The 22531-nt window shown below is 47.7% G+C and carries 18 protein-coding genes and 1 pseudogene; 5 read left to right on the forward strand and 14 right to left on the reverse strand.

Going from position 1 to position 22531, the window contains the following annotated elements:
• Positions 1-12: 12 nt before the first annotated feature.
• Genes HH682_RS05295 through HH682_RS05305 form a run of 3 tightly spaced genes read right to left on the reverse strand, consistent with a single transcriptional unit; the run spans position 13 to position 2850 of the window.
• Positions 13-1065, reverse strand: coding sequence for a FecCD family ABC transporter permease (locus tag HH682_RS05295; protein ID WP_214236562.1), 1053 nt, complete (start codon positions 1063-1065; stop codon positions 13-15).
• Positions 1062-2066 (reverse strand): FecCD family ABC transporter permease, encoded by a 1005-nt coding sequence (locus tag HH682_RS05300; RefSeq protein ID WP_214236563.1) that lies wholly within the window; start codon positions 2064-2066, stop codon positions 1062-1064. The genes HH682_RS05295 and HH682_RS05300 overlap by 4 nt, the downstream gene beginning before the upstream one ends.
• Positions 2056-2850, reverse strand: a complete 795-nt coding sequence (locus tag HH682_RS05305; protein WP_214236564.1) for an ABC transporter ATP-binding protein — start codon at positions 2848-2850, stop codon at positions 2056-2058. The genes HH682_RS05300 and HH682_RS05305 overlap by 11 nt, the downstream gene beginning before the upstream one ends.
• A 310-nt stretch (positions 2851-3160) precedes the next feature.
• On the opposite strand from HH682_RS05305, the gene HH682_RS05310 reads away from it, so the two are divergent.
• Positions 3161-5284, forward strand: a complete 2124-nt coding sequence (locus HH682_RS05310; RefSeq protein ID WP_214236565.1) for a TonB-dependent siderophore receptor — start codon at positions 3161-3163, stop codon at positions 5282-5284.
• A gap of 143 nt (positions 5285-5427) precedes the next feature.
• Here the strand turns inward: HH682_RS05310 and HH682_RS05315 are convergent, their stop codons facing one another.
• The 6 genes from HH682_RS05315 to ppk1 all read right to left on the reverse strand — a co-directional run bounded on the left by HH682_RS05315 (position 5428) and on the right by ppk1 (position 14549).
• Positions 5428-6885, reverse strand: a complete 1458-nt coding sequence (locus HH682_RS05315) for a pyridoxal phosphate-dependent decarboxylase family protein (RefSeq protein ID WP_214236566.1) — start codon at positions 6883-6885, stop codon at positions 5428-5430.
• Positions 6886-6892: 7 nt separating this feature from the next.
• Positions 6893-8281 (reverse strand): diaminobutyrate--2-oxoglutarate transaminase, encoded by a 1389-nt coding sequence (locus tag HH682_RS05320; RefSeq protein ID WP_214236567.1) that lies wholly within the window; start codon positions 8279-8281, stop codon positions 6893-6895.
• A gap of 297 nt (positions 8282-8578) precedes the next feature.
• Positions 8579-10009 (reverse strand): magnesium transporter, encoded by a 1431-nt coding sequence (locus tag HH682_RS05325; protein ID WP_214236568.1) that lies wholly within the window; start codon positions 10007-10009, stop codon positions 8579-8581.
• Between the two features lie 320 nt (positions 10010-10329).
• The gene (locus HH682_RS05330; protein WP_214236569.1) at positions 10330-10938 is read right to left on the reverse strand and encodes a methyltransferase domain-containing protein; all 609 of its coding nucleotides are present in this window, start codon (positions 10936-10938) and stop codon (positions 10330-10332) included.
• Positions 10939-10958: 20 nt separating this feature from the next.
• Positions 10959-12485 carry an exopolyphosphatase gene (locus HH682_RS05335; RefSeq protein ID WP_214236570.1) on the reverse strand — a complete coding sequence of 509 codons (1527 nt, stop codon included), beginning with the start codon at positions 12483-12485 and terminating at the stop codon, positions 10959-10961.
• A gap of 3 nt (positions 12486-12488) precedes the next feature.
• Positions 12489-14549, reverse strand: a complete 2061-nt coding sequence (gene ppk1 / locus HH682_RS05340; RefSeq protein ID WP_214236571.1) for a polyphosphate kinase 1 — start codon at positions 14547-14549, stop codon at positions 12489-12491.
• Between the two features lie 163 nt (positions 14550-14712).
• Between ppk1 and HH682_RS05345 the strand changes: the two genes are divergently transcribed.
• Positions 14713-15906, forward strand: a complete 1194-nt coding sequence (locus HH682_RS05345; protein ID WP_214236572.1) for a lactonase family protein — start codon at positions 14713-14715, stop codon at positions 15904-15906.
• A 487-nt stretch (positions 15907-16393) separates the two neighbouring features.
• On the opposite strand, the gene HH682_RS05350 is transcribed toward HH682_RS05345, so the two are convergent.
• The 4 genes and pseudogenes from HH682_RS05350 to purM all read right to left on the reverse strand — a co-directional run bounded on the left by HH682_RS05350 (position 16394) and on the right by purM (position 19155).
• Positions 16394-16858, reverse strand: coding sequence for a DUF943 family protein (locus tag HH682_RS05350; RefSeq protein ID WP_214236573.1), 465 nt, complete (start codon positions 16856-16858; stop codon positions 16394-16396).
• Positions 16848-17111 (reverse strand): annotated as a pseudogene (locus HH682_RS05355) (DUF3289 family protein); the annotation flags it as partial. The pseudogene HH682_RS05355 and the gene HH682_RS05350, both read right to left, overlap by 11 nt.
• A gap of 353 nt (positions 17112-17464) precedes the next feature.
• Entirely contained in the window at positions 17465-18121 is a 657-nt protein-coding gene (gene purN / locus HH682_RS05360; protein ID WP_214236574.1) for a phosphoribosylglycinamide formyltransferase, read from the reverse strand.
• The gene (purM, locus tag HH682_RS05365; RefSeq protein ID WP_214236575.1) at positions 18118-19155 is read right to left on the reverse strand and encodes a phosphoribosylformylglycinamidine cyclo-ligase; all 1038 of its coding nucleotides are present in this window, start codon (positions 19153-19155) and stop codon (positions 18118-18120) included. Before purM ends, purN begins: the two co-directional genes overlap by 4 nt.
• Before the next feature lie 235 nt (positions 19156-19390).
• Between purM and upp the strand changes: the two genes are divergently transcribed.
• The 3 genes from upp (at position 19391) to hda (ending at position 22177) form a co-directional block, all read left to right on the forward strand.
• Positions 19391-20017 (forward strand): uracil phosphoribosyltransferase, encoded by a 627-nt coding sequence (gene upp, locus HH682_RS05370; protein ID WP_214236576.1) that lies wholly within the window; start codon positions 19391-19393, stop codon positions 20015-20017.
• 63 nt (positions 20018-20080) lie between these two features.
• Entirely contained in the window at positions 20081-21343 is a 1263-nt protein-coding gene (gene uraA / locus HH682_RS05375; protein ID WP_214236577.1) for a uracil permease, read from the forward strand.
• A 117-nt stretch (positions 21344-21460) separates the two neighbouring features.
• Positions 21461-22177 carry a DnaA inactivator Hda gene (gene hda / locus HH682_RS05380; RefSeq protein WP_338049315.1) on the forward strand — a complete coding sequence of 239 codons (717 nt, stop codon included), beginning with the start codon at positions 21461-21463 and terminating at the stop codon, positions 22175-22177.
• Here hda and arsC read toward each other — a convergent pair.
• A complete protein-coding gene (arsC, locus tag HH682_RS05385; protein WP_214236578.1) occupies positions 22166-22531 on the reverse strand; it encodes an arsenate reductase (glutaredoxin) in 366 nt (121 codons plus the stop codon). The genes hda and arsC overlap by 12 nt on opposite strands.

Below are 22531 nucleotides of genomic sequence, written 5' to 3' on the forward strand. Positions count from 1 at the left end.
AACTCCTGGTGATTAAAGGCGAGTGGCGCGTTTCCATAATAAAATTAATAAGAATGGACCGCCGAGTAATGCGACGACGACACCCGCTGGAATTTGAGTGAGCGCAAACGCTAAGCGTCCACAACTATCGGCTAACAGCAATAATAGGGCGCCGACTAAGGCACTGCCACACAACAAATAGCTTTGCCCCCCTCTCACAATACGTCGGGTAATATGAGGAGCCATTAAGCCAATAAAACCAATGCTACCGACGGTTGACACCGTTAGCGCGGTTAAAATAACGGCACAGACGACGCGTAGCCTATTCAGTGGTAAGGGATTGACCCCAAGGGAGGTTGCTGTCGCGTTGCCAAGCTGAAGAATATTACTGGCGCGACAGGTATAGAGTAGCAACGCAAAAAGAGGTAGTGCGATAACCAGCATAAACTGCGCCGTGCCGAGTGTGGCTTGTTGGAGGCTACCGGCCATCCACAGCATTAATTGTTGAGCCTGTTTCGGATCGAGGGTGGTGAGGATCACACCGAGTAGTGCATTGAGTCCCCAACTGATGCCGATACCAATCAAGATAAACTTTGACGTGGAGGCCCCTTTGGCAAGCTGCATGACCGCACCAGTGACCAGCAAGCCGGCAATCATTGCAGAGATGGGGCGCCAAACGGGTGAGAGCGTCGGGAAAAACAGTAGTTCGATCCAGACCACTAAGCAGGCCGCCTCTTTGATCCCCAGTAGCGATGGATCGGCAAGGCCGTTACGTGTGGTGGATTGCATCACCGCTCCTGCTGCGCCAAGGACGCCTCCGGCAATGATCGCTATCACGCTGCGCGGTAGGCGCATTTGCCAAAATATCGTCTGGGCGAGCGATGCAGGGTCTTGCGCATGGGTGAGCTGGTGATAGACCTCACTCAGCGTCAACGGAAGCTCTCCCTGAGTTAGGGAGAAAATAAAGATCAGCACAATCACCATAGCGATTAAACCGCCAACCAATAGGGCGTGAGGGGAGAGCAGTATGCTCCTTCCTCGCCAGCGCAGAGGTTTTACTGCCAGACGCGTAAAAAAGGCTCTCATCGAAAGTACCTTACCGCTAAGAACACAAAAACCGGCGCGCCAAGCAGTGCTGTTACCGTCCCGGTTGCCAAGGATTGGCTCTCAAGGAGATGTTGCGCACAGAGATCCGCCGCCAACAACAGTACAGCGCCCATCAGTCCATTCACCCATAAGGCACTTCGCGCCCGGACGGTGATAAGCTGTCGCACGATATTCGGGACAATTAAGCCGATAAAACCAATCGGACCGGCCAATGAAACCGCTATGCCGCAGAACAGCGCAATAGCGCAAAGTCCCATGATGCGAGCACGTAGCACTTGAACCCCGAGTCCCTCGGCGACCTGTTCGCCCAGACTCAGCACTGAGAGCGCTGGGGAAACCACTAGCGCGACAATCAGGGCTAGCGTAAAGGGGGGCAAAATGGCGTAAACCGCGGGCCAACTCAAGCCGGAAATATCCCCATTCAGCCAGAGAAGGGTAGATTGCAACGTCTGCTCATCAAATAGCAAGAGTAGTGAGGTCAGGGAGGCGGCAAAGGCAGAGATTGTAATACCACAGAGTGTGGTGGTCACGATCGCCAAGCCTCGTTGACCGAGGAAGGAGGCTAATAACACTAGGCTAAAGAGTGTTCCGCCGCCGATTGCCGCAATCAACGGACGTAAAAAAGGAGAAAGTAATAGTGCATTGCCCATGGCACTGCAGGCGACGACGGTCAGTGATGCCCCTGCATTAAGTCCAAAAATATGGGGTTCACCCAAGGGATTACCAATAATCGTCTGTAATAAGTGCCCGGCCATCGCTAAACAGGCACCCACCACCACGGCGACCACCACATGTAATAGGCGAATATCAACAATAATACGATCACTGAATACCGTAGGCTGAAAATCGAATACCGCATGTAGGATCATGTCTAAAGAAAATTTTACAGACCCAAAGCTTAATTCGGCCAACACCAATAAGGTCATCAATAGAAGTAAAGTGACACCTACCCAAGGTAAGGGCAACGATTTAGCTTTCATCGGCTGACCAATGGGGAACGACGATTGGCTTATGGGTGTGAGGATCAGTGACCAAATGGGTTCGCACACCAAAGGTTTCTTCGATCAACGCGGCGGAACAGTCGTTGGCATCATCAAGTTGTGCGATGACCTTGCCGTCTTTAACGAATAAGAGTTTATCCGCAAAATGCAGGGCAAAATTGAGGTCATGCAGTACCATGACGACAGTTTTATTATGTTGCTGAGTGAGTGTTTGCAACAGGGTCAGAATATCGACTTGATAGCGTAAATCGAGATAGGTGGTCGGCTCATCCAACAGCAGAATAGGCGTTTGTTGTGCGAGTGTCATCGCAATCCAGCAACGCTGGCGTTGTCCACCGGAAAGTGTTGCGACAGGATGATCCTTAAAGGCGATTAAACCTGTCACCTGTAACGCCTCATTCACTGCGTTTTCATCCTGTTGCGACCATTGGTAAAGCAGACTTTGCCATGGGTAACGCCCGCGGGCCACTAAGGCTGACACGCTAATATTGTCAGGGATTGGCGAGGATTGCGCTAAAAAACTCATTCTCTTGGCAACATCTCGGCGTTTACGTTGCGATAAATCCGTCCCCTCAAGAAAAACCTTTCCAGACTGAATCGGATTGAGGCGAGCGAGGGTATGCAGCAACGTCGATTTTCCAGAGCCGTTGGCACCGACAATAATGGTGGTTTTTTGTGCGGGAATAGTGAGCGTAACATCATGAATGACCTGATGTTTATCATAACCGGCGCAGAGATGTTCGGTGGCAAGCGGAACTGACATTAATGCATCTACTCTATTTAACTAAGAATGACTCTCATTCTCTTTGTAGTGATTTTGAGAATAATAGTTGTAGTAGTCAAGATGTAATTGAAGGTTAAGTATTCGATGGCTATTGATTAGCGGCGAAATATCGCTTTTTTTGCATTGAAAAGTGATGGAATCGGTTTTTTTAGCCTTTTTTAGCGATTGGTGGAATGTAGTGAATTATTTGCAAAATAACTATACTACTACATTACTTCATGCTTGAATAATTCTCATTATTATAACTATCGCTAAAGTGAACCCCGCTTTTTCGCCAGAGACATGACTTATGCACAACACCAAGACTCCTTTTTTATCATCGCGGCGACGTAATCTCATTACGCTTAGCTTATTTGGCGGATCGTTAGTTTCACCGCTGAGTATGGCGGCAGAAGAGACACCGATTGTCGTAGTCGGTAAAAATGCCGACAACGCCACATCCGGTTACAGCCAGCCAGAGGCCAGTATCGGTAGTTTAAAGCCGGTTTCGCGGTTAGCGGAAGCGCAATCTATCAGTGTCGTGACACCGCAACAACTCACTGACTACTCGACGGACTCGTTAGCGGATGCGATGCGCTTTGTCAGTGGTGTTTCTCAGGGTAACACCTTGGCGGGCACCGAAGATGGTATTGTCCGCCGCGGTTTTGGTGGCAACAGTGATGGCTCGATCTATCGTGATGGGATGCGCAGCAGTGCGGGGCTAAACCTCGATGCCACCACGGATCATGTCGAGGTATTAAAAGGATCGTCTTCCTTACTCTATGGCATTCAAAACCCAGGTGGGGTCATTAATGTCGTGAGTAAAAAACCGGAGTATCAGTGGAAGACGCGACTATTTGGTCAGGCCAAAAGCGCAGGCGGCGGATCCGGGGGCATTGATGTAACAGGGCCGCTTGGTGGTGGTTTTGCTTTTCGTTTGATTGCCGAAAAACAGCATGAGCAATACTGGCGTAATGACGGGCACAACACCCATAATTTAATTGCCCCTTCCTTACAGTGGTACGGAGAGAAAGCGAGTTTCTCGCTTAATTACGAGCATTATCAATACGAAATCCCCTATGACCGCGGTACTGCTTTTATTGATGGTAAACCCATCAATGTAGGGTATAAAACGCGTTTAGATGATAGCTCTAATTATGCATGGGGGATCAACCAATCTTTAAGCAGCCACTGGGACTATCAACTGAACGATACCTGGAATACCGGCATTGCCGCGGGGTGGAATCAGCGCAAATACAGTAACAACGAAGTTCGTGTCACGGCAGTGAATACGACGACAGGCGTCGTGACGCGGCGAGCGGATGCCAATCGCGGCTTTAACCATCAAACTCACTATTTAGCCTGGAATCTTAGCGGAACGCCTGAAATTGCGCATCGGCAACATGCGATTACGCTGGGCGTTGACTATGAGATGAACCAGACTTACCGGGCTCATGCCTACACTGGCAAGAATAATACTGCGTTCAGGATAGATAATCCCCAATATGGATTAGCAACGGTGACCAATGCTTCAACGGAGAAAGCCAGCGGTAAGCACTTGCTTAACCGTATTTATAGCCGCTCGGTCTACGCCAAAGACAGTATTACATTAGCCCCAAAATGGACGATGGTCGTGCGGGGACGTATGCAGCGCTTTACCCAAAACCAGAGTAGCGGTGTGCCTAAAGTCACCAACTATACTAACAGCGGCGATAAGTTTTTACCGCAAATGGGGCTGATCTATAATCTGACCCCAGAGGTCTCGTTATATGGGTCTTGGAGTAAATCCTTCACACCGTCCACCACAGTAGATGACAATGGCCATGTTGGCAGCCCAGAGCAGGGAACCACCTATGAGGTCGGCAGTAAGTGGCAAATATCCCCCGCGCTGTTAGCCAGTGTTGCGCTGTATACTATTGATGAGCGGAATATTGCGCTGTCGTTAAACGGCGATACCTACGAGGTGGATCGTGCACGTTCACGCGGTGTTGAGGTTGAACTGAATGGTGAAATCGCGAAAGACTGGCAGTTAAGCACGCAATATAGCTATAACCAAGCGACCGTTACCCGTGACAGTATCAATCCGGCGAATAAAGGGAATGCATTACAAAATGCGCCGAAACACTCGGCATCCACTTACTTAAGTCACTCTCTGACCTTACCGGCTTTACCGGGTCAATGGACCGTTGGCGGGGGGGTGCAATATGTGGGGAGTCGCGCGGGGGATCCCGATAATAACTTTACCTTGCCGCATTATATTGTGGCCGATAGCTTCTTACGCTGGAACCATCGCTTCTTAGGGCAAAAAACACAGCTACAGCTGAATCTTAATAACCTGTTTAATAAGCACTACTACACCTCAAGTGGCGGTAATCTTCGGGTTGAAGAAGGGCAGACGCGGAATGTGAGCTTGTCGGCGAGTGTGGAGTTTTAAGCAAGCCTAAAGGCGAAGCTATCAGTGGGGGAGGCGCTTGGCCCGAACAGGCAGCCGCCCTTACTTTAAGTCAGGAACTCATCGGTGCATTTTTACCGCAGGATAAGAAAAAGGCCCCTTTTGAGAGGGGCCTTGCTGAGTCATTAACGAATGATCTCTGCCGTTTGGAGCACCAACGCTAACAGCGTTTTGATATCGTCTAAGGTGACAGTAGGATTCAGTAAGGTCAGTTTCAAACACGTCACACCGTTATGCTCGGTGACACCGACGTTCGCCCGTCCTGAATCAAGCAGTGCATCGCCAATTTTCTGGTTAAACAGTGCAATCTGCTGGTCGTCCAAGCCTTCACGGCGAACACGGAACAGAACACTCGCCAGCTGAGGTTTCATCACCAATTCAACATCAGTCATGCTCTCAACATAGGCTGCAACGTCTTGTGCTAAGCTGACGCCATTATCAATGATCGCGGCATACTGTTTTTGTCCCAGCGCTTCGAGTCCCATCCACAGTTTCAGTGCATCGAAACGACGGGTAGTTTGCAGTGATTTAGACACCAGGTTAGGGACACCTTGCGCTTCATCAAACTCAGAGTTGAGGTACGCCGCTTGATAGCGCATCAACTCGTAGTGCTTAGGATCTTTCAGTAAGAAGGCACCGCAACTGATGGTTTGGAAATATTGCTTATGGAAATCTAAGGTGACTGAATCAGCCTGTTCTAAACCGGCTAGCCAGTGACGATATTTCTCCGACAGCAGTAAGGCTCCGCCCCAGGCTGCATCGACGTGTACCCAGATATCTTGCTCAGCCGCTAAGGTGGTGATTGCGGTGAGATTATCGATTGCACCCGCATCGGTCGTCCCCGCGGTGGCGACGATAGCCATCACTTCTTCACCTTGGCTTTTCGCTGTTGCCAGCTTTTCCAATAAATCATTCAGATCGATACGCGAATAGTCATCGGTTTTGATCTGCACGACCGACTGGTAACCATGTCCCATCAGGGCCATATTTTTCTGCACAGAGAAATGCGCATGCTCAGAGCAGAAAACTTTATAGTTACGCAGGTTATTAGGTAAGCCGTCTTGTTGGATTGAGTGGCCACGACGTGCGAAAAACGCATCACGGGCTAACATCAATCCCATCATATTGCTCTGTGTACCCCCACTGGTGAATACCCCGGCGTCACCCGCCGGGTAGCCGATTCGGCTGCGAAGCCATTCAACCAGTTTCACTTCCATAATGGTCGCAGACGGGCTTTGATCCCAAGAGTCCATACTTTGGTTAGTCGCGTTAATAAACACTTCCGCCGCTTGGCTAATCACCAAACTCGGGCAGTGTAAATGCGCCACACATTGTGGGTGATGGACGGCTAGGCTGTCTTTTAAGAAGTATTCTACAGCACGATCAATGGCTTCTTTATTACCTAACCCTTCAGCCGTGAAGTGTAAGACGATCCGCTCGCGTAGTTCTGCCACGGATTTTCCTTGATACATTTCCGGCTGTTGCAGCCAAGCGGCGACCGCTTGCTGGCTCTGGGTCATCACTTCCTGGTAGGCCTGAAGGCTTTCAGGCGTGCCCGTCAGAATAGTGTTGGTCGTTGACATCGTTGTCTTATCCCTGAGGTTGAAGGCCAGCGCTTAACAGCGCTTGCTCGAATTTTTCGAGGAATAAGGTCAATTCAACTTGGCTGATCAGCAGTGACGGCAGTAAGCGTAAGACGCAACCGTGTCGTCCACCACGTTCTAAGATCAGACCCGCATCGAAACATTTTTTCTGCAGCAATACGGCTAATTCAGGATCGGCAGGGTAGCAACCTAAGTGATCGGTTGGCGCTTGTGGTTTCACAATTTCCATACCGATCATCAAGCCTAAGCCACGGATATGACCGATTTGTGGGAAGCGTTTTTGCAATTGTGTTAACTGCGCTTTTAACCACTCGCCTTTCACCGCAACTTGGCCTGCAATATCTTGTTCTTTCAAGATTTTTAGCGTGGTGAGGCCGGTAGCCATAGCCAGTTGGTTGCCACGGAAGGTTCCGCTGTGGTGGCCCGGTGACCATGCATCAAACTCTTTTTTGATGCCGAGAACTGCGAGCGGTAAACCACCGCCTACCGCTTTTGACATCACGATAATATCCGGTTCAATACCCGCGTGTTCAAAGGCAAAGAATTTTCCGGTACGGGCAAAGCCCGCTTGAACTTCATCGAGAATTAATAAAATGCCGTGTTCTTGAGTGACTTTACGAATACGTTGTAACCATTCGATCGGTGCTGGGTTAACGCCACCTTCGCCTTGTACGGCTTCTAAGATCACCGCCGCAGGCTTACGCACACCACTTTCGACATCATTAATCAGATTTTCGAAGTAGTAGCTTAATGCATCAATACCGGCTTGGCCGCCAATCCCGAGAGGACAACGATAGAGGTGTGGATAGGGCATAAACTGGACTTCAGTCATCATGCCGCTTGTCGCTTCTTTCGGTCCTAGATTTCCGGTGACAGATAGCGCGCCATGGGTCATACCATGATAACCGCCAGAGAAACTGATAACGCTATTTCTACCCGTGGTCTTTTTCGCCAGTTTGAGGGCAGCTTCTACCGCATCTGCACCGGTTGGGCCGGTGAATTGTAGACAATAATCTTTACCCTGGTGAGGGAGCAAAGAGAGGAGATATTCTGAGAATTGATCTTTTAACGGAGTCGTTAGATCAAGAGTGTGTAACGGTAAGCCGCTGCTTATAACATTTTGGATGCTTTGCAGGACATCAGGATGATTGTGTCCTAATGCTAAGGTTCCTGCTCCAGCCAGACAGTCAAGATAATCTTTATTCTCAACGTCGGTGATCCAGACGCCGTTAGCTTTAGCGATGGCTAAAGGTAACTTACGTGGATAACTTCTGACATTCGATTCAAACTCTGCTTGACGCGCTAAGAATTGATCGTTGTTCCCCTTGAAGGAGGTGGCATCTAAAGTTTCAATACGGACCTTATCCGTCATCATATCTCTCCCACAACCAAGACTGTGTTCAGTCTCAATTGATTAAATAAAATAATTAAAAGTGTGTGCTAAAAAAAGCGCGGCCAATATAGAGCCTTTTTTGTGGGGGGGCAATGATTAGTTGACCTGATTTGGTTTAATTATTCATTTATTTGAATAATTAAATTGTGAGAAATTTTTTACTTCCAAGCACAGCAATGGTTCTGATGGTCAATCGAAAAACGGTTCCATGATTCAGTGAATAAAAATCTATTGGCAGGAGGGGAGGAGGAGGCACGGCGCATACCGTGCCAATTGTGATCAGTGCAGTAAAAATAGCGTGGCTAGCCCTAAGAAAATAAAGAAGCCGCCAGTATCGGTGGTCGCGGTAATTAAAACGCTTGAACCGATCGCCGGGTCACGTTTAAGTTTGGTCATAATCAGCGGGATCATTACCCCCATAAAGGCGGCGAGCAGTAGGTTGAGAACCATTGCCAGCATCATCACGCCACTGAGCGCGAGATTGTGATACATCAGGTAGGTGATACCACCCATCACACCGCCCCACAGAATACCGTTAATCAGCGCAACCCCTATTTCCCGTAAAAAAAGAAAAGAGAAGTTGCTTGGCTCAATCTGGTGCAAGGCTAAGGCGCGTACAATCATGGTGATGGTCTGATTACCGGTGTTGCCACCAATTCCCGCGACAATCGGCATTAAGGTGGCTAAGGCAACTAAGTGAGCAATGGTATTTTCAAACAAGCCGATAACGCGCGACGCGACAAAGGCTGTACATAGGTTTAGGGCTAACCATGCCCAACGATTTCTTACCGATTTGGCGACTGGGGCGAAAACGTCTTCTTCTTCGCGGATCCCCCCCATTTTACGAATATTGCTTTCATTCTCTTGGTTAACCAAGTCGATAATGTCTTCAATCGCAATCCGTCCAATCAGCTTGCCTTCACCGTCAGTCACTGCCGCTGAGATGAGGTTATACCGTTCAAATGCACTGGCTGCATTTTCAGCCTGTTCGTCAAGTTGGAAAGTGACAGGATGCGGATTCATGATATCCAGTACCTGCGCATGGGGGGGATGCAGGAGAATATCGGTGAGTAGGAGTTCGCCCAGTAACTGATTTTGGTTATCGATAATAAAAATTTTATCCGTACCACTCTGGATCTTTTTCAGATGGCGTAAATAGCGCTGTACGACTCCTAAGGTCACATTTGGCCGAACAGTGATAATGTTAAAGTCCATCACCTGCGCTACGCCGCCGCGATCTTTACCAATTAACTGTAAGACACGCGCGCGCTGCTTAGGCTCTAGGCCCGTCAATAATTTACCGGTCAGGTCGCGGGATAAAAAACGCGATAACCAGGCCTGATCATCAAGGTCGAGGGGAGCGATAGCTTGCAGAGTTTGCTTATCACTCATGCACTCAATCAGGCTTTCCCAGACCGTTTCAGAGGCTTCAACTAAGATTCGCCCACGACTCTCTACAGGAATGATTTGCCACACGGCTTGCCGCGCTTCTTCAGGCAGTGATTCCAAAATATCCGCGATATCCGCAGCATGAAGGATCAGTATTGTGTCAACCAGTAACTGCTTTTGCTGTGCGACCTGTTCAACTTGTGAGTCGTTAAGATTTTTTTCAGGTTCTAGCAGGCTATCAACCAATAACGGGTTATTAAGGACTAGCTCTAAAATATTCTGGCGGCGTTGGGCCAGTAACTGACTATAAACTTCTGACATATTACACCTTTGTGATTCTCAGCAGGGCCAAGGTGTCCTTACTGGCTTAAATTAGGGGCTAGGCTTAGCCGGGGGGTTGCTGAGACTTTGGGGTCCGCTCCCGTTCCAGATTGAGTTCCATCGTGTTTTGCCCAGCGATGATCGAGCGCAGCAGGCAGGACCCAAAGCAGTCATGCTATCAGTAATACTAGACTTAACTCGACGACAATTCGAATCAAGGATCCGGTTTTCTTTTTCTAACAACCTAAGGGAGCGCTATTCATCAAATAGGTTCCATGATTAGGTAATAGGGGGAACTCATCAGCGTTCCCCCCGAGATATCACAGTTCTTTAATAGAGATTTTTTGCGCCAACAAAGTTGCAAAGCGTAGGGTGACGGGTTCAGCCTGTGAAGAGGGCGGCAACCATGTCTCGATCTGTTCGTGATAGTGAACAATATGCCAACGTCGATAGTAATGGCTTAATTCGCCGGAACTCAAGGCAAAGGGGAACTCGACGGCGCTTAGTTGATGCTCGTCGTGCATCGCGCAGACGATAAGATTGTACCCACCTTTACAGGTTGCTGCTTGCATATCAGCAATTAGCTGACTAATTGTGGCCGGATCCAAGTACATCAAAGTATCCACCGCAATAATAGCGTGGTACTGACCATTAAAACGATGATGATTAAGGTCATGCGATGCGACGGTAATGCCGGGGAGCGAGGCTTGAGCGTTTATCTGCTTGAGTCTTTGCACTGCCTCAAGGTCATTATCCCATGCGGTAACGGGAAAACCGTGCTGCTGAAGGTAGAGGGCATGCCGGCCCGTGCCACAGCCAATATCTAAAATCTCTCCCTCGACCAGACGGGGCAATAGTGAGACGACTTCGGGGTGGGGAGAAGCCACCCCGTAATGGTGTTGATGATCTGCTTTAGGAAGTGTTGTCATGCTTACCTCACCGCAAGGCGCTATTTTTCTTCGCTTAAGTTCAACTGCCAACCCGTGACTTCAGACCAATAGACCTGTTCGCGTTCCAAATCCAGTTGAACGAGGGCATTTTGATTGAAATACTCTTTTGGGAAGATCAACGTCCAGTGACCCTCGTCGGTATGCAATAGCAGTTTATCGGGGCGAGTCGTGGCCTGGCGCTGATTATTTAATAAGATGGCTAAACGTAATAGAAAAATTAACGGTAAAAATTGTTTACGTTTGAACGCTGTGAAACGCGGCACATCATCGGTTTTGATCCCTTTACGATGAAAACGTACCAACGTTGCGAGTAACAGTTGTTGCTGTTGGCTAAAGCCCGGCATATTCGAATGTTGTAAAATATAAGCAGAATGGCGCTGCATGGCACTGTGATTGATGGTTAATCCCACTTCGTGCAACATGGCTCCCCATTCCAGCAGAGCGGTAAGGGCCTTGTTGGCCAGCTTCGGATTCTGTTTTTCCCACTGACGGTGGAGCAAACGGGTGGTTTCTAATACTTGTTTAGCTTGATCCCGGTCAACGACATAATGTTCAGCCAGACTCAAAGCAGTGCGTTTACGGATATCTTGATGACGAAAGCGACCTTCCATCTCATAGAGAACGCCTTCACGTAGGGCACCATCTGAATAGAGTAGCTCTTTAATTTGTAGCGCATCAAAAATACCGCTGAGGATTGCCAGCCCTGGTACAAATACCGATTTTCGATCATCCGATAAACCGGGTAAGTCCAGCTCATCCATTGAGTCGAAATGGCTAATTTTCTCCCAGAGTAGCACGAGGCTATCACGGGTAATGATTTTCTCTTTTTCACCGAGCGCAGCCAGTACTTCGCAGGCCGCTTTAATGCTGCCGGAAGCGCCCATTGCGACTTGCCACCCCGCTTGACGGTATTGGCAGGCTAGGGTCTCTAATTTATGGACTGCGGCTAAGCGAGCACGACGGAAATTATCATGACTAATTTTGCCACCGGGGAAGTAAAGTTTACTGAAACTCACGCATCCCATGCGACGACTTTCGATCAGATGCGGCTCGAAATCTTCACCAATCACGAGTTCGGTCGATCCACCGCCAATATCAATGACTAATTTCCGGCCTTTCTCCGGCTGGGTATGTTCTACCCCCATAAAAATAAGACGCGCTTCTTCGTTACCGGAAATCACATCGATCGGGTAAGGGATCACGTCGGCAGCGCGCTTGAGGAACTCTTCTGCATTATCGACGACCCGCAAAGTATGTGTGCCGACAATCGATACATTGGCGGGATCAAAGCCCTGTAGTCGTTCCGCAAAGAGAGTAAGTACGCTTAATCCACGCTCAATACCTTCTTCGGTGAGTTGATTATCAAGGGTAATCTCATCAGCGAGATGGACGCGTTGTTTTAAACGGCCTAGAACTTGAATTGCACCATCAACAACGCGTGCGATGACCATGTGGAAGCTATTCGATCCCAAATCAATGGCTGCAAATTCTTGAGGTTTTTCAGGGCTATTTTGGCTTATAGGCATAAGTTAGTCGGTGTTTTCAATGGTATTAATGTAATTATAAATGGCAATTTGTGCCCGAACCTTACGGCGGTTACCGCGCGGACGATAACGGTTTGTTAACTCTTTATCAATAATTCTTGCTTTAACCGTGTCACTAAATAGGATCGCCATGATCTCTAAAATTTGCTGTTTGACCTTAGGATCGAGAATTGTGACCGCCACTTCGATACGGTTATCAATGTTTCGCGTCATCCAATCTGCAGACGAGAGGAAGACTTTCGGGTCACCATTATTTTCGAACACATATACGCGGTCATGCTCAAGATAGCGGTCAATAATACTGTAGATATGAATATTCTCGCTAATCCCTTCAATATTAGGGATCAATGCGCACATGCCGCGTATCAACAGATTGATTTTTACGCCAGCCCCTGAGGCGGCATAGAGACGGTCAATTAATCCGTTATCGACTAAATTATTAATTTTGAGGGTAATTGCCGCCGGTAGCCCTTGTTGTGCATGGGCAATTTCGGTATCGATCAGTCGATAAAGTGTCTGTCGCGTGTTCTGCGGCGAAACCATTAAATACTCAAAATTGACCGGCCGATAAGGGTTTTCGATAAAGTTGAAGACGCGGCGGACTTCATTGGTGATCCGTGCATCACTAGAGAGTAAGGAGTAATCGGTATAGGCTCTTGCCGTTCGCTCATTAAAGTTACCAGTGCCTATGTGCGCATAACGGATCACTTTGTCACCTTCTCGACGAGTGATTAAGAAGAGTTTGGCATGAATTTTCAAACCGGGAGCGGAGAAAATAACGTGCACACCTGCTTCGGTAAGACGTTTGGCCCAATAGATGTTGGCTTCTTCATCGAAGCGCGCTTGTAACTCGACCACGACCGTTACTTTTTTGCCGTTGTGTGCAGCATGAATCATCGCGTCCATAATGCGGGAGTCTTTCGCAACGCGGTAAATATTAATTTTTATGGCTAATACGCTGGGATCGAACGAGGCTTGGCGTAGGAACTCCAACACATGTTCAAAGGTGTGATAGGGGTAGTAGAGTAAAATATCGCGGTCACGTATCGCATCAAAACCATTACGAAACGGGTTAAACCCTTTATGGCGAATAGGAGGGAGCGCTTTATTTTCGAGATTCGATTTTCCGACATTAGGAAATTTAATAAAATCTTTAAAATTATGATAGCGCCCGCCGGGTAAGATCGAGTCGAAGTTAGTGATCGAGAGCTTTTCACACAGTAGTGAGACCATTTCCGATGGCATATCACGTTGATAAACAAAACGTACTGGCTCAGCAGTAAGACGTTGTTTAAGGCTGGACGACATTACTTCCAGCAAACTCGATTCCATCTCAGTCACCAGATCATATTCCGCATCACGCGTCATTTTCATTGAGTACGCATTAAGCTGGTCATAATCAAAAAAGCCTTTAAAAATATCGTCCAGGCAGTAGCGCATGATGTTATCAAGCAGGATCATCGGCTTGCGGCGTCTTGGCGGCTCAGCAGGGAGATCGATAAAACGCGGGACTTTATCTGACGGGATTTCCAATAAGGCATATTGACGTGCTTGCTGATGAATGATTTCAACCGCGAGATAGGTGTAGTCATCCTTCAAAAATTGGGTTAAATCGGTTTCGGCATTGAGGACGATTGGGGTGACATGTTGACGCAATTCTTGATTGAAGTAGATCTTCAACCAATGTTGTTGGTTGGCAGAGAGTTGGCGTTCATTAATAAGGAATATTTGGTTTCTTGCCATCTCCAACAGTAAATCGTTATAGAGAATGTCGAATTCCTGGTCGGCCACCACTACACGTTGTTGGATTTTTTTTAACAGATGGCGGGGAACGTTATGGCTTCCTTGCTCTTCACCAATCAAAATTCTCCGTTTCAGATCAGCGAAACGGACTTTATAGAATTCTTCTAAATTACTGGAGTAGATCCCTAAAAAGCGCATACGTTCAATAAGCGGATTGCGTTTATCAGCGGCTTCCTGTAACACGCGCTCATTAAAGGCTAACCAACTGATTTCTTTATCTCGATACAGCTTTTCTTGACCCATCCTGACTCCGTTGGTGATAACAGAACGCAGACTGCAGTTTCTCGTCTCCATTATGGCGATCAATCACCGCATTTGTCTATGGATGATTAATAAGTGGTTTTTATTTGCCAATTGCCATGAGTTACGCCACTCTTAAGTCTTGTTTAATTGTTAGGAAATATTAATGAAAAAATACCTAGGGATTACCGCAGCACTGATTTTCAACCACGCGGCCAGCGCCGACGAAGCGCGATTATTAAACCAACAACCTGCTGTGGCTGAACAAACGTTTTTAGTTGGCTCTTGGACGGGCGAAGCGCAGGGCGCTCGCGTACAAAAGGCTTTTTATCCTAGTCAAGGTATTTATACCGTGCGTCTATCGGCTAATGGCAGCATGATGCCGATTGCGTTAACGCCAGCCCAAAGTCCTTCTTGGCTAACGATTGATGCGCCGCACCAACGTGTTTATGTGGTCAATGAAGTCGATGACGGTAAAGTGAGTGCTTATCATTTAGAAAAAAATGGTGAGTTAACCTTATTAAATACTGTCGACAGTAGCGGAATGCACCCTACGCATTCTGCATTAAGCCGCGATGGGCGTTATTTGTTAGTGGCTAACTACTCGGCGAAAGATGGACAAGCCGGCGTGAGTGCTATTCCCGTACAGCACGATGGCCGTTTAGGAAAGACGCAACAATTCTTCCCTTATAATCAAGGCAGTAATAAAGTGGCTGAGCGTCAATCCTCAGGGCATGCACACTCCGTCACCTTTAGTATCGATGGGCAGTATGTGCTGGCTGCCGACCTAGGCGCAGATAAGATTCATGTCTATCACTATGATGCGAAGGCTAAAGAGCCTTTCAGCTTGCTGGCTGATAAGACTATTACCTTCCCAGAAGGCGACGGTCCGCGTCATAGCTTATTCTCTGCAGACGGTAAATACCTCTATATCACGACGGAAATGTCGGCACAGGTTAAGGTTTACTCTTTTAACCAAGGCAAAACGGCGCTATTACAGTCTGAGAAATTAACCGATTCGACTAAACCTGATGATATGAGTGGTGCAGGCCTTTCACTCTCTCCTGATGGGCGTTTCTTATATGTTGGAAACCGTGGTGAGAAGAATCAAATCGTTCGCTACGCAGTGGATAAGGCTTCAGGTAAACTCTCTGCGTCCAAAACCTATTCAGCGGGTGGTGTAGAACCGCGTGACTTCACCTTTGATGCCACAGGCCGCTACTTATTTGTGGCGAACGTCTATTCGAATAATGTGGTGGAGTTTGCACGTGATCTTGAGACCGGTGAGCTTTCTCCGACCGGAGCGACCTTGCAAATCGGCACGCCGACACATATTCGTTTTGTGAATCTTGCGAAGTAGCCTTTAAAGGCCTGCACGAGTAAATTACCGGCGATAAGTGGGTGATTTTTGTAAGTAAGGACTGAGTTCTGTTTGTAGGGCTCAGTTCTTTTTTCGCTAAGTGAGATTTTTCTTTCCTTCGAAGCTTAAGATTAATTTAGTTAGAAGGATAGTTATCCCTTACCTTCCTCTTGCATAGTTAAAAAAAACAATTAGATAATCATCTCCCTGTGATTGGTCGTCATGCATAAGTAAACGCGTTCTCCGGTAAGGCCAGTGTTTTTGACAATTGGTTAATCGTGATGGATCTAAATATTGTCAATCCGCACGTCTACAGGTAGAGAAACCTGACGGAATGCAATGCTGATAGCGTTGCTGGTTATGGAGGTAATCGGATGACTGGCCGCTGATAAAGACAGCGCTAAAGTGTTTTTCGGTAGTTTTACTGTCATAAAAAGCCCGTCGCCATCATGTAAGATCAGATCCTTTCTACGCGAGGGACACGAATTTATTCGTATTTTCTTTTTTCCATATTACCGCTTTCCTTTATATAATATTTTCCGCTATCCAGTCGAAAATATAAACCTGTGTTTTTACTGGATACCACGCTCATTAGCGAATTTTTATCAATACAGTTCCTTGGTGGCTTCATATCTTCAAAACACAGTCTGTCGTAACCATCAGTTTCTTTATATCCATCACCAAAATCCCAAAAAATGACAGTAAAAAAACCATCCTGTGTTGGCTTGGGGATGTTGTATGTAACGCTGAGCATTTTTTTATTTTTCAACCACCAATTAATTTTTCCTTGCTCTGTTAATGGAAAGTTTTTCACTAAAATATAGCTATGATTATCATTTTCGTGTACGGCGACGATTTCTACTGTACGGAGTGACAGCCAGAGTACGCAGGATAAAAGCAGGCAAGCGAAGAATAACAGCGCGAATAGAGTCGTCTTATAGTTAACTTTCACCACGGCCCCCGTTAATTTCTACAGTGGCTTCCATATGGGTCATAAATGGCTTGAAGCCAAACTGATTGCACCGCTGGAGAATAAACCAGATGCGAAAGAAATAAAATTGGCTGAATTTTATTTTCAGTATATCGTCACTATCAAGGCCAAAATGATCCTGTACTTTGTAATGCACCATTGCCCGATACCGGTTATTTTCAATATGCAGTGATTTTAGGGTAATATGTGTTGCCCAGGTATCATGAATCCGTAAGCTTCAGGATAGTAACGATCTGAGTTTCAGTAAAACGTGCTTTTTCCTTAATTGCGCTGGGATAAGCTTATCTTGCCTGGCTAAGTGCTCGACTTCCGTTTTAACCCTTAGGGAATTTATGTTCATCTAGCTTGGCCGGCGATTTAGGTGGACCTGTTGTAGCCATCAGTCTTTACCAGAAATCTCAATTTATTAAGCGTGACGTCGCTTGGCATCAAGGTAAACCTCAAGGACTGAAATTGACGAGTTCCAATATAAATTATGCGAAGTCCTTCGCCATAAAAAACACCCCAAAGCGAGTCGTCAACTTTGAGGTGCAGTGTATCCTGTGCAGCCTTATTGATGAGATGGAACTAAGTGTCGAGCTCATCAAGCGCAAAATCAGCTCCCGATGCCCCAAGCGGTTGTCCATCAAGCCAAGCCCGATCCTCTCTTAATTCTAAACGTCCCTCAACCCACCACTGAATAACCCGTGGATAGATCAGGTGTTCTTTGCTCAGCAGACGTTTAGCGAGATCCTGTTCAGTATCGTTAGGCAGAATAGGGATGGAGGCTTGCAGAATAACCGGCCCACCATCGAGTTGCTCGGTAACAAAATGGACGCTGGCACCGTGTTCGCTGTCCCCATTCTCCAACGCCCGACGATGAGTATGCAGGCCAGGGTATTTGGGTAATAAGGAGGGGTGGATATTGATCAGCCTTCCTCGATAGTGCGTGACAAAGGGACCACTTAAGATACGCATATAGCCCGCCAATACCACTAAGTCTGGCTGATGACTATCGATCTTCTGTTGTAATGCGTGGTCGAAGGCCTCACGATCAGCATAGTCGCCAATGGCGAGGCTTTCCGCTGCAATACCCGCTTTTTGCGCACGCTGTAAACCGAAAGCATCCGCTTTATTACTCAAGACCGCGACAATCTCTGCCTTGAGCCTGCCGAGTTGGCAGGCATCAATGATGGCTTGCAAGTTGGAGCCTGACCCTGAGATCAGGACAACAATTCGTTTCATGCAATAACGACCTGCTCAGTGTCACCGCCTTCGGTAATATGGCCGATCTTCCACGCTTTCTCGCCTAACTCGGTGAGTAGGGCAAGTGCGTCGTCTGCTGCTGATTCTGGCAGAGCGATAATCATCCCGACACCACAGTTAAAGGTACGGTACATTTCGTGGCGACTCACATTACCCGCTTTTTGTAACCATTCAAAGACTGCAGGCCATTGCCAGCTGCTTTCATCAATCACCGCTTGTGTATTTTCGGGTAACACACGAGGAATATTTTCCCAGAAGCCGCCACCCGTCAGATGCGCAATGGCGTGAATATCGAATTTCTCGATTAACGCGAGGGTATTTTTGACGTAAATACGCGTTGGCGCTAAAAGGTGATCGGCTAATGATTTTCCGTTCAGTTGTTCGGTCAGCGGATCAGTCTGGCTGACTTCAAGAATTTTTCTAACCAACGAATAGCCATTAGAGTGTGGACCGCTCGATCCTAAGGCGATCAGTACGTCACCGGCACCGACTTTACTGCCATCGATAATTTCTGATTTTTCAACGACACCGACACAAAATCCAGCGACGTCGTAATCATCACCGTGATACATACCAGGCATCTCAGCCGTTTCTCCGCCAACCAGTGCGCAGCCTGATTGTTGGCACCCTTCAGCAATACCGGTGATGACCGACGCTGCAGTCTCCACATCGAGTTTACCGGTAGCGTAGTAATCTAAGAAAAATAGCGGTTCAGCCCCTTGTACCACCAGGTCGTTGACGCACATCGCGACCAGATCAATACCGATAGTATCGTGACGGCCTAAGTCCATCGCTAGGCGCAGTTTGGTTCCCACGCCATCGGTTCCAGAGACTAATACCGGCTCGCGGTACTTAGTAGGCAGTGAGCACAGCGCACCAAATCCGCCTAATCCGCCCATAACTTCAGGACGACGAGTCTTTTTCACAACACCTTTAATTCGATCAACCAGTGCATTTCCAGCATCAATATCAACACCGGCGTCTTTATAACTAAGAGTGGTTTTATCGGTCACTGCAGAATCCCCACGCGATTTGCGGTTGGTAGTAAAATGAGAGCGGGGCTATTCTAACAGTCGTCGCAAACGTTTGCGAGCCTCAGTTTAGCTTGAAGCGTGAGAAGTGAGGAAGAGTAGAATCTCCTGTTAGAGAAACTGTCAAATTTTGCCCTCAACCATACCGCCATCAGCTAAAAAGCGGTATAATCCGGCGATTTTTTAGCAGTTTGTTTTTTTCTCGGGGGGAGAAAGTATGAAAGTCGTTGAAGTGAAACATCCACTGGTTAGGCATAAACTCGGGTTAATGCGCGAGAATGAGATTAGCACTAAGCGTTTTCGCGAGCTCGCATCAGAAGTGGGTAGCTTATTAACCTATGAAGCGACGGCCACCTTAGAAACGGAAGTGGTGACGGTTGACGGTTGGAATGGGCCAGTCGAGATTGATCAAATTAAGGGTAAAAAAATTACCGTTGTGCCAATCTTGCGTGCCGGTCTTGGCATGATGGAAGGGGTACTTGAGCATGTGCCTAGCGCTCGGATCAGTGTTGTCGGCGTGTACCGTGACGAAAAAACCCTTGAGCCAGTCCCTTACTTCCAAAAATTAGCGTCAAATATGGATGAGCGGATGGCGTTGGTGGTCGACCCGATGCTGGCGACAGGTGGATCGATGATTGCGACGATCGACTTACTTAAACAGTCGGGCTGCCAAGCGATTAAGGTGTTAGTCCTGGTGGCGGCACCGGAAGGTATTGCAGCATTGGAAGCGGCACATCCCGATGTTGAATTGTACACTGCGTCGATTGATCAAGGCCTGGATGCGCATGGCTACATCATTCCAGGGCTGGGTGACGCAGGCGATAAAATTTTTGGTACCAAATAAGCGCACTTTTCTTTAATACCGACCCAATGGTCGGTTTTTTTATGCCTCATTCAGGGAGTTACTATGCGTCGTCGTACTATAGCAGTCGATGAGCGTTTGCCGCTGCACCAAACGCTTCCCCTTAGCCTACAGCATCTCTTTGCGATGTTTGGCTCTACCGTTTTGGTTCCTGTGTTATTTCATGTTAATCCTGCGACAATTCTGCTGTTTAATGGCATAGGAACACTGCTCTATCTTTTTATCTGTAAGGGTAAAATACCGGCGTATCTCGGGTCGAGTTTTGCCTTTATCTCTCCGGTATTACTGCTACTTCCTCAAGGATATGAGGTGGCGCTGGGGGGCTTTATTGCCTGTGGTGCGCTATTCTGCTTAGTAGGACTTATCGTTAAGTTTGCGGGAACGCGATGGTTAGACGTTTTATTCCCTCCCGCCGCCATGGGTGCGATTATTGCCGTGATTGGTCTTGAATTAGCGGGCGTTGCGGCAAAAATGGCCGGTTTGGTAACCGAAGCCGGTACAGTGAGTGATAGCCACACACTAGTCGTTTCAATGATCACCCTTGGCGTCACGGTTTTCGGCGCGGTACTGTTCCGAGGTTTTTTTGCCATTATTCCAATTTTGATTGGGGTGGTCGCCGGTTATGCCGTGGCGGCCAGTTTGGGTATGGTCAATTGGCTCCCGGTTCAACAGGCGGCGTGGTTTGCTTTGCCGACTTTTTATCATCCTCGTTTCGAATGGGTAGCGATTTTAACCATACTCCCGGCGGCACTGGTGGTGATCGCCGAACACGTTGGACATTTAGTGGTAACGGCCAATATTGTGAAACGGGATCTGATTCGCGACCCGGGGTTACACCGCTCCATGCTGGCCAACGGTTTATCAACGCTGTTTTCAGGTTTCTTCGGTTCAACCCCTAATACGACTTATGGCGAGAATATCGGCGTGATGGCGATTACTCGGGTCTACAGTACTTGGGTGATTGGTGGGGCGGCCATAATGGCGATTGCGTTATCTTGTGTAGGGAAACTTGCCGCGATTATTCAAGCAATCCCAGTACCCGTGATGGGCGGCGTCTCTTTACTGCTCTATGGGGTGATTGGAGCATCCGGTATTCGGGTTTTGATTGATGCGAAAGTCGATTACAGCAAGGCGAAAAATTTAATCCTTACCGCCATTATCCTTATCGTTGGTGTTAGCGGCGCGTCCGTTCATATTGGGGCGGCTGAACTGAAAGGAATGGCGTTGGCAACGGTTGTCGGGGTTACTTTAAGCCTTATTTTTTATGTTATTGAGCGTTGGCTGCCTGAAGCGGCTGTAGAGGAATAGAACTGGACGGGGGAGGTTATTCACTTCCCCCGATAAGCCTTAGATTGAAGAGTGATCTCACTCATTCAACACTTCGAAGAATTTATGCTAAACTGGCTAAGATTTTAACTGGCTCCCATTATTGAGGTTATTCTGAACACGCCAGCGCAACTCTCTTTACCACTCTATTTACCTGATGATGAAACCTTTTCCAGTTTTTGGCCCGGGTCAAACTCCGCTTTACTCGCGTCTATCAACACGGTATTGAATCAGCCTCAGGGAGGCTATATCTACTTCTGGTCGCGGGAGGGTGCGGGACGCAGTCATTTAATGCATGCCGCCTGCAGTGAATTGTCAGCACGAGAGCAGGCAGTGGGATATGTACCTTTAGATAAGCGGACGTGGTTTTCGCCAGAAGTGCTCGAAGGGATGGAACAACTTGCCTTGGTATGCATTGATAATATTCACTGTATTGCTGGGGATGAAGCGTGGGAAATGGCGATTTTTAATCTCTACAACCGTATCCTTGAAGTGGGTAAAACGCGTCTTTTGATCAGTGGCAATGCACCGCCTCGCCAGCTCGAACTTCAACTTCCCGATTTGGCGTCTCGTCTAGACTGGGGGCAGATTTACTGGTTACAACCGCTTAATGACGATGAAAAAGTTCTCGCATTACAGAAGCGTGCAGGGATTCGAGGGTTTGAGCTGCCAGAAGATGTCGGGCGCTTCCTGATCAAGCGTCTGGACCGTGAAATGCGCACACTCTTCGAAACCCTTGATCAGCTTGATCAGGCCTCTATCCGTCTGCAACGCAAGTTAACCATTCCTTTTGTTAAAGAGGCGCTAGGGCTTTAACGCTGAAAAAAGCGTTAATACTTGCTCTGGCGGCCTACCGAGTTTTGCTTTATCACCGTAAACCACGATGGGTCGTTCAAGCAGTTGCGGATATTGAGTGAGCAGACTCAAACAACTCTCTTTTTCGTATTCCTGATCCTCTATCTTTAACGCTTTATAGAGTGCATCTTTGCGGCGCATCATATCGCGTACATCGTGAAACCCCAGCTGACGATAGAGGGTGCGTAACGTTTCGATATCTGGGATATCCTGTAAATAGAGAATGACCTCAGGTTCGATACCCAGATAGTGTAATAATTTAAGGGTTTCACGACTCTTTGAGCAGCGGGGATGATGATAAATCTGCACCTGCAT

Origin of the sequence: Rosenbergiella gaditana, assembly GCF_018494065.1 — a bacterium.
In the GTDB taxonomy this organism is placed as follows: Bacteria; Pseudomonadota; Gammaproteobacteria; order Enterobacterales; family Enterobacteriaceae; genus Rosenbergiella; species Rosenbergiella gaditana.

Coding starts and splice junctions, on each gene's coding strand:
- HH682_RS05295 (WP_214236562.1), bottom strand. CDS start 1,065: ATGAGAGCCTTTTTTACGCGTCTGGCAGTAAAACCTCTGCGCTGGCGA.
- HH682_RS05300 (WP_214236563.1), bottom strand. CDS start 2,066: ATGAAAGCTAAATCGTTGCCCTTACCTTGGGTAGGTGTCACTTTACTT.
- HH682_RS05305 (WP_214236564.1), bottom strand. CDS start 2,850: ATGTCAGTTCCGCTTGCCACCGAACATCTCTGCGCCGGTTATGATAAA.
- HH682_RS05310 (WP_214236565.1), top strand. CDS start 3,161: ATGCACAACACCAAGACTCCTTTTTTATCATCGCGGCGACGTAATCTC.
- HH682_RS05315 (WP_214236566.1), bottom strand. CDS start 6,885: ATGTCAACGACCAACACTATTCTGACGGGCACGCCTGAAAGCCTTCAG.
- HH682_RS05320 (WP_214236567.1), bottom strand. CDS start 8,281: ATGATGACGGATAAGGTCCGTATTGAAACTTTAGATGCCACCTCCTTC.
- HH682_RS05325 (WP_214236568.1), bottom strand. CDS start 10,009: ATGTCAGAAGTTTATAGTCAGTTACTGGCCCAACGCCGCCAGAATATT.
- HH682_RS05330 (WP_214236569.1), bottom strand. CDS start 10,938: ATGACAACACTTCCTAAAGCAGATCATCAACACCATTACGGGGTGGCT.
- HH682_RS05335 (WP_214236570.1), bottom strand. CDS start 12,485: ATGCCTATAAGCCAAAATAGCCCTGAAAAACCTCAAGAATTTGCAGCC.
- ppk1 (WP_214236571.1), bottom strand. CDS start 14,549: ATGGGTCAAGAAAAGCTGTATCGAGATAAAGAAATCAGTTGGTTAGCC.
- HH682_RS05345 (WP_214236572.1), top strand. CDS start 14,713: ATGAAAAAATACCTAGGGATTACCGCAGCACTGATTTTCAACCACGCG.
- purN (WP_214236574.1), bottom strand. CDS start 18,121: ATGAAACGAATTGTTGTCCTGATCTCAGGGTCAGGCTCCAACTTGCAA.
- upp (WP_214236576.1), top strand. CDS start 19,391: ATGAAAGTCGTTGAAGTGAAACATCCACTGGTTAGGCATAAACTCGGG.
- uraA (WP_214236577.1), top strand. CDS start 20,081: ATGCGTCGTCGTACTATAGCAGTCGATGAGCGTTTGCCGCTGCACCAA.
- arsC (WP_214236578.1), bottom strand. CDS start 22,531: ATGCAGGTGCAGATTTATCATCATCCCCGCTGCTCAAAGAGTCGTGAA.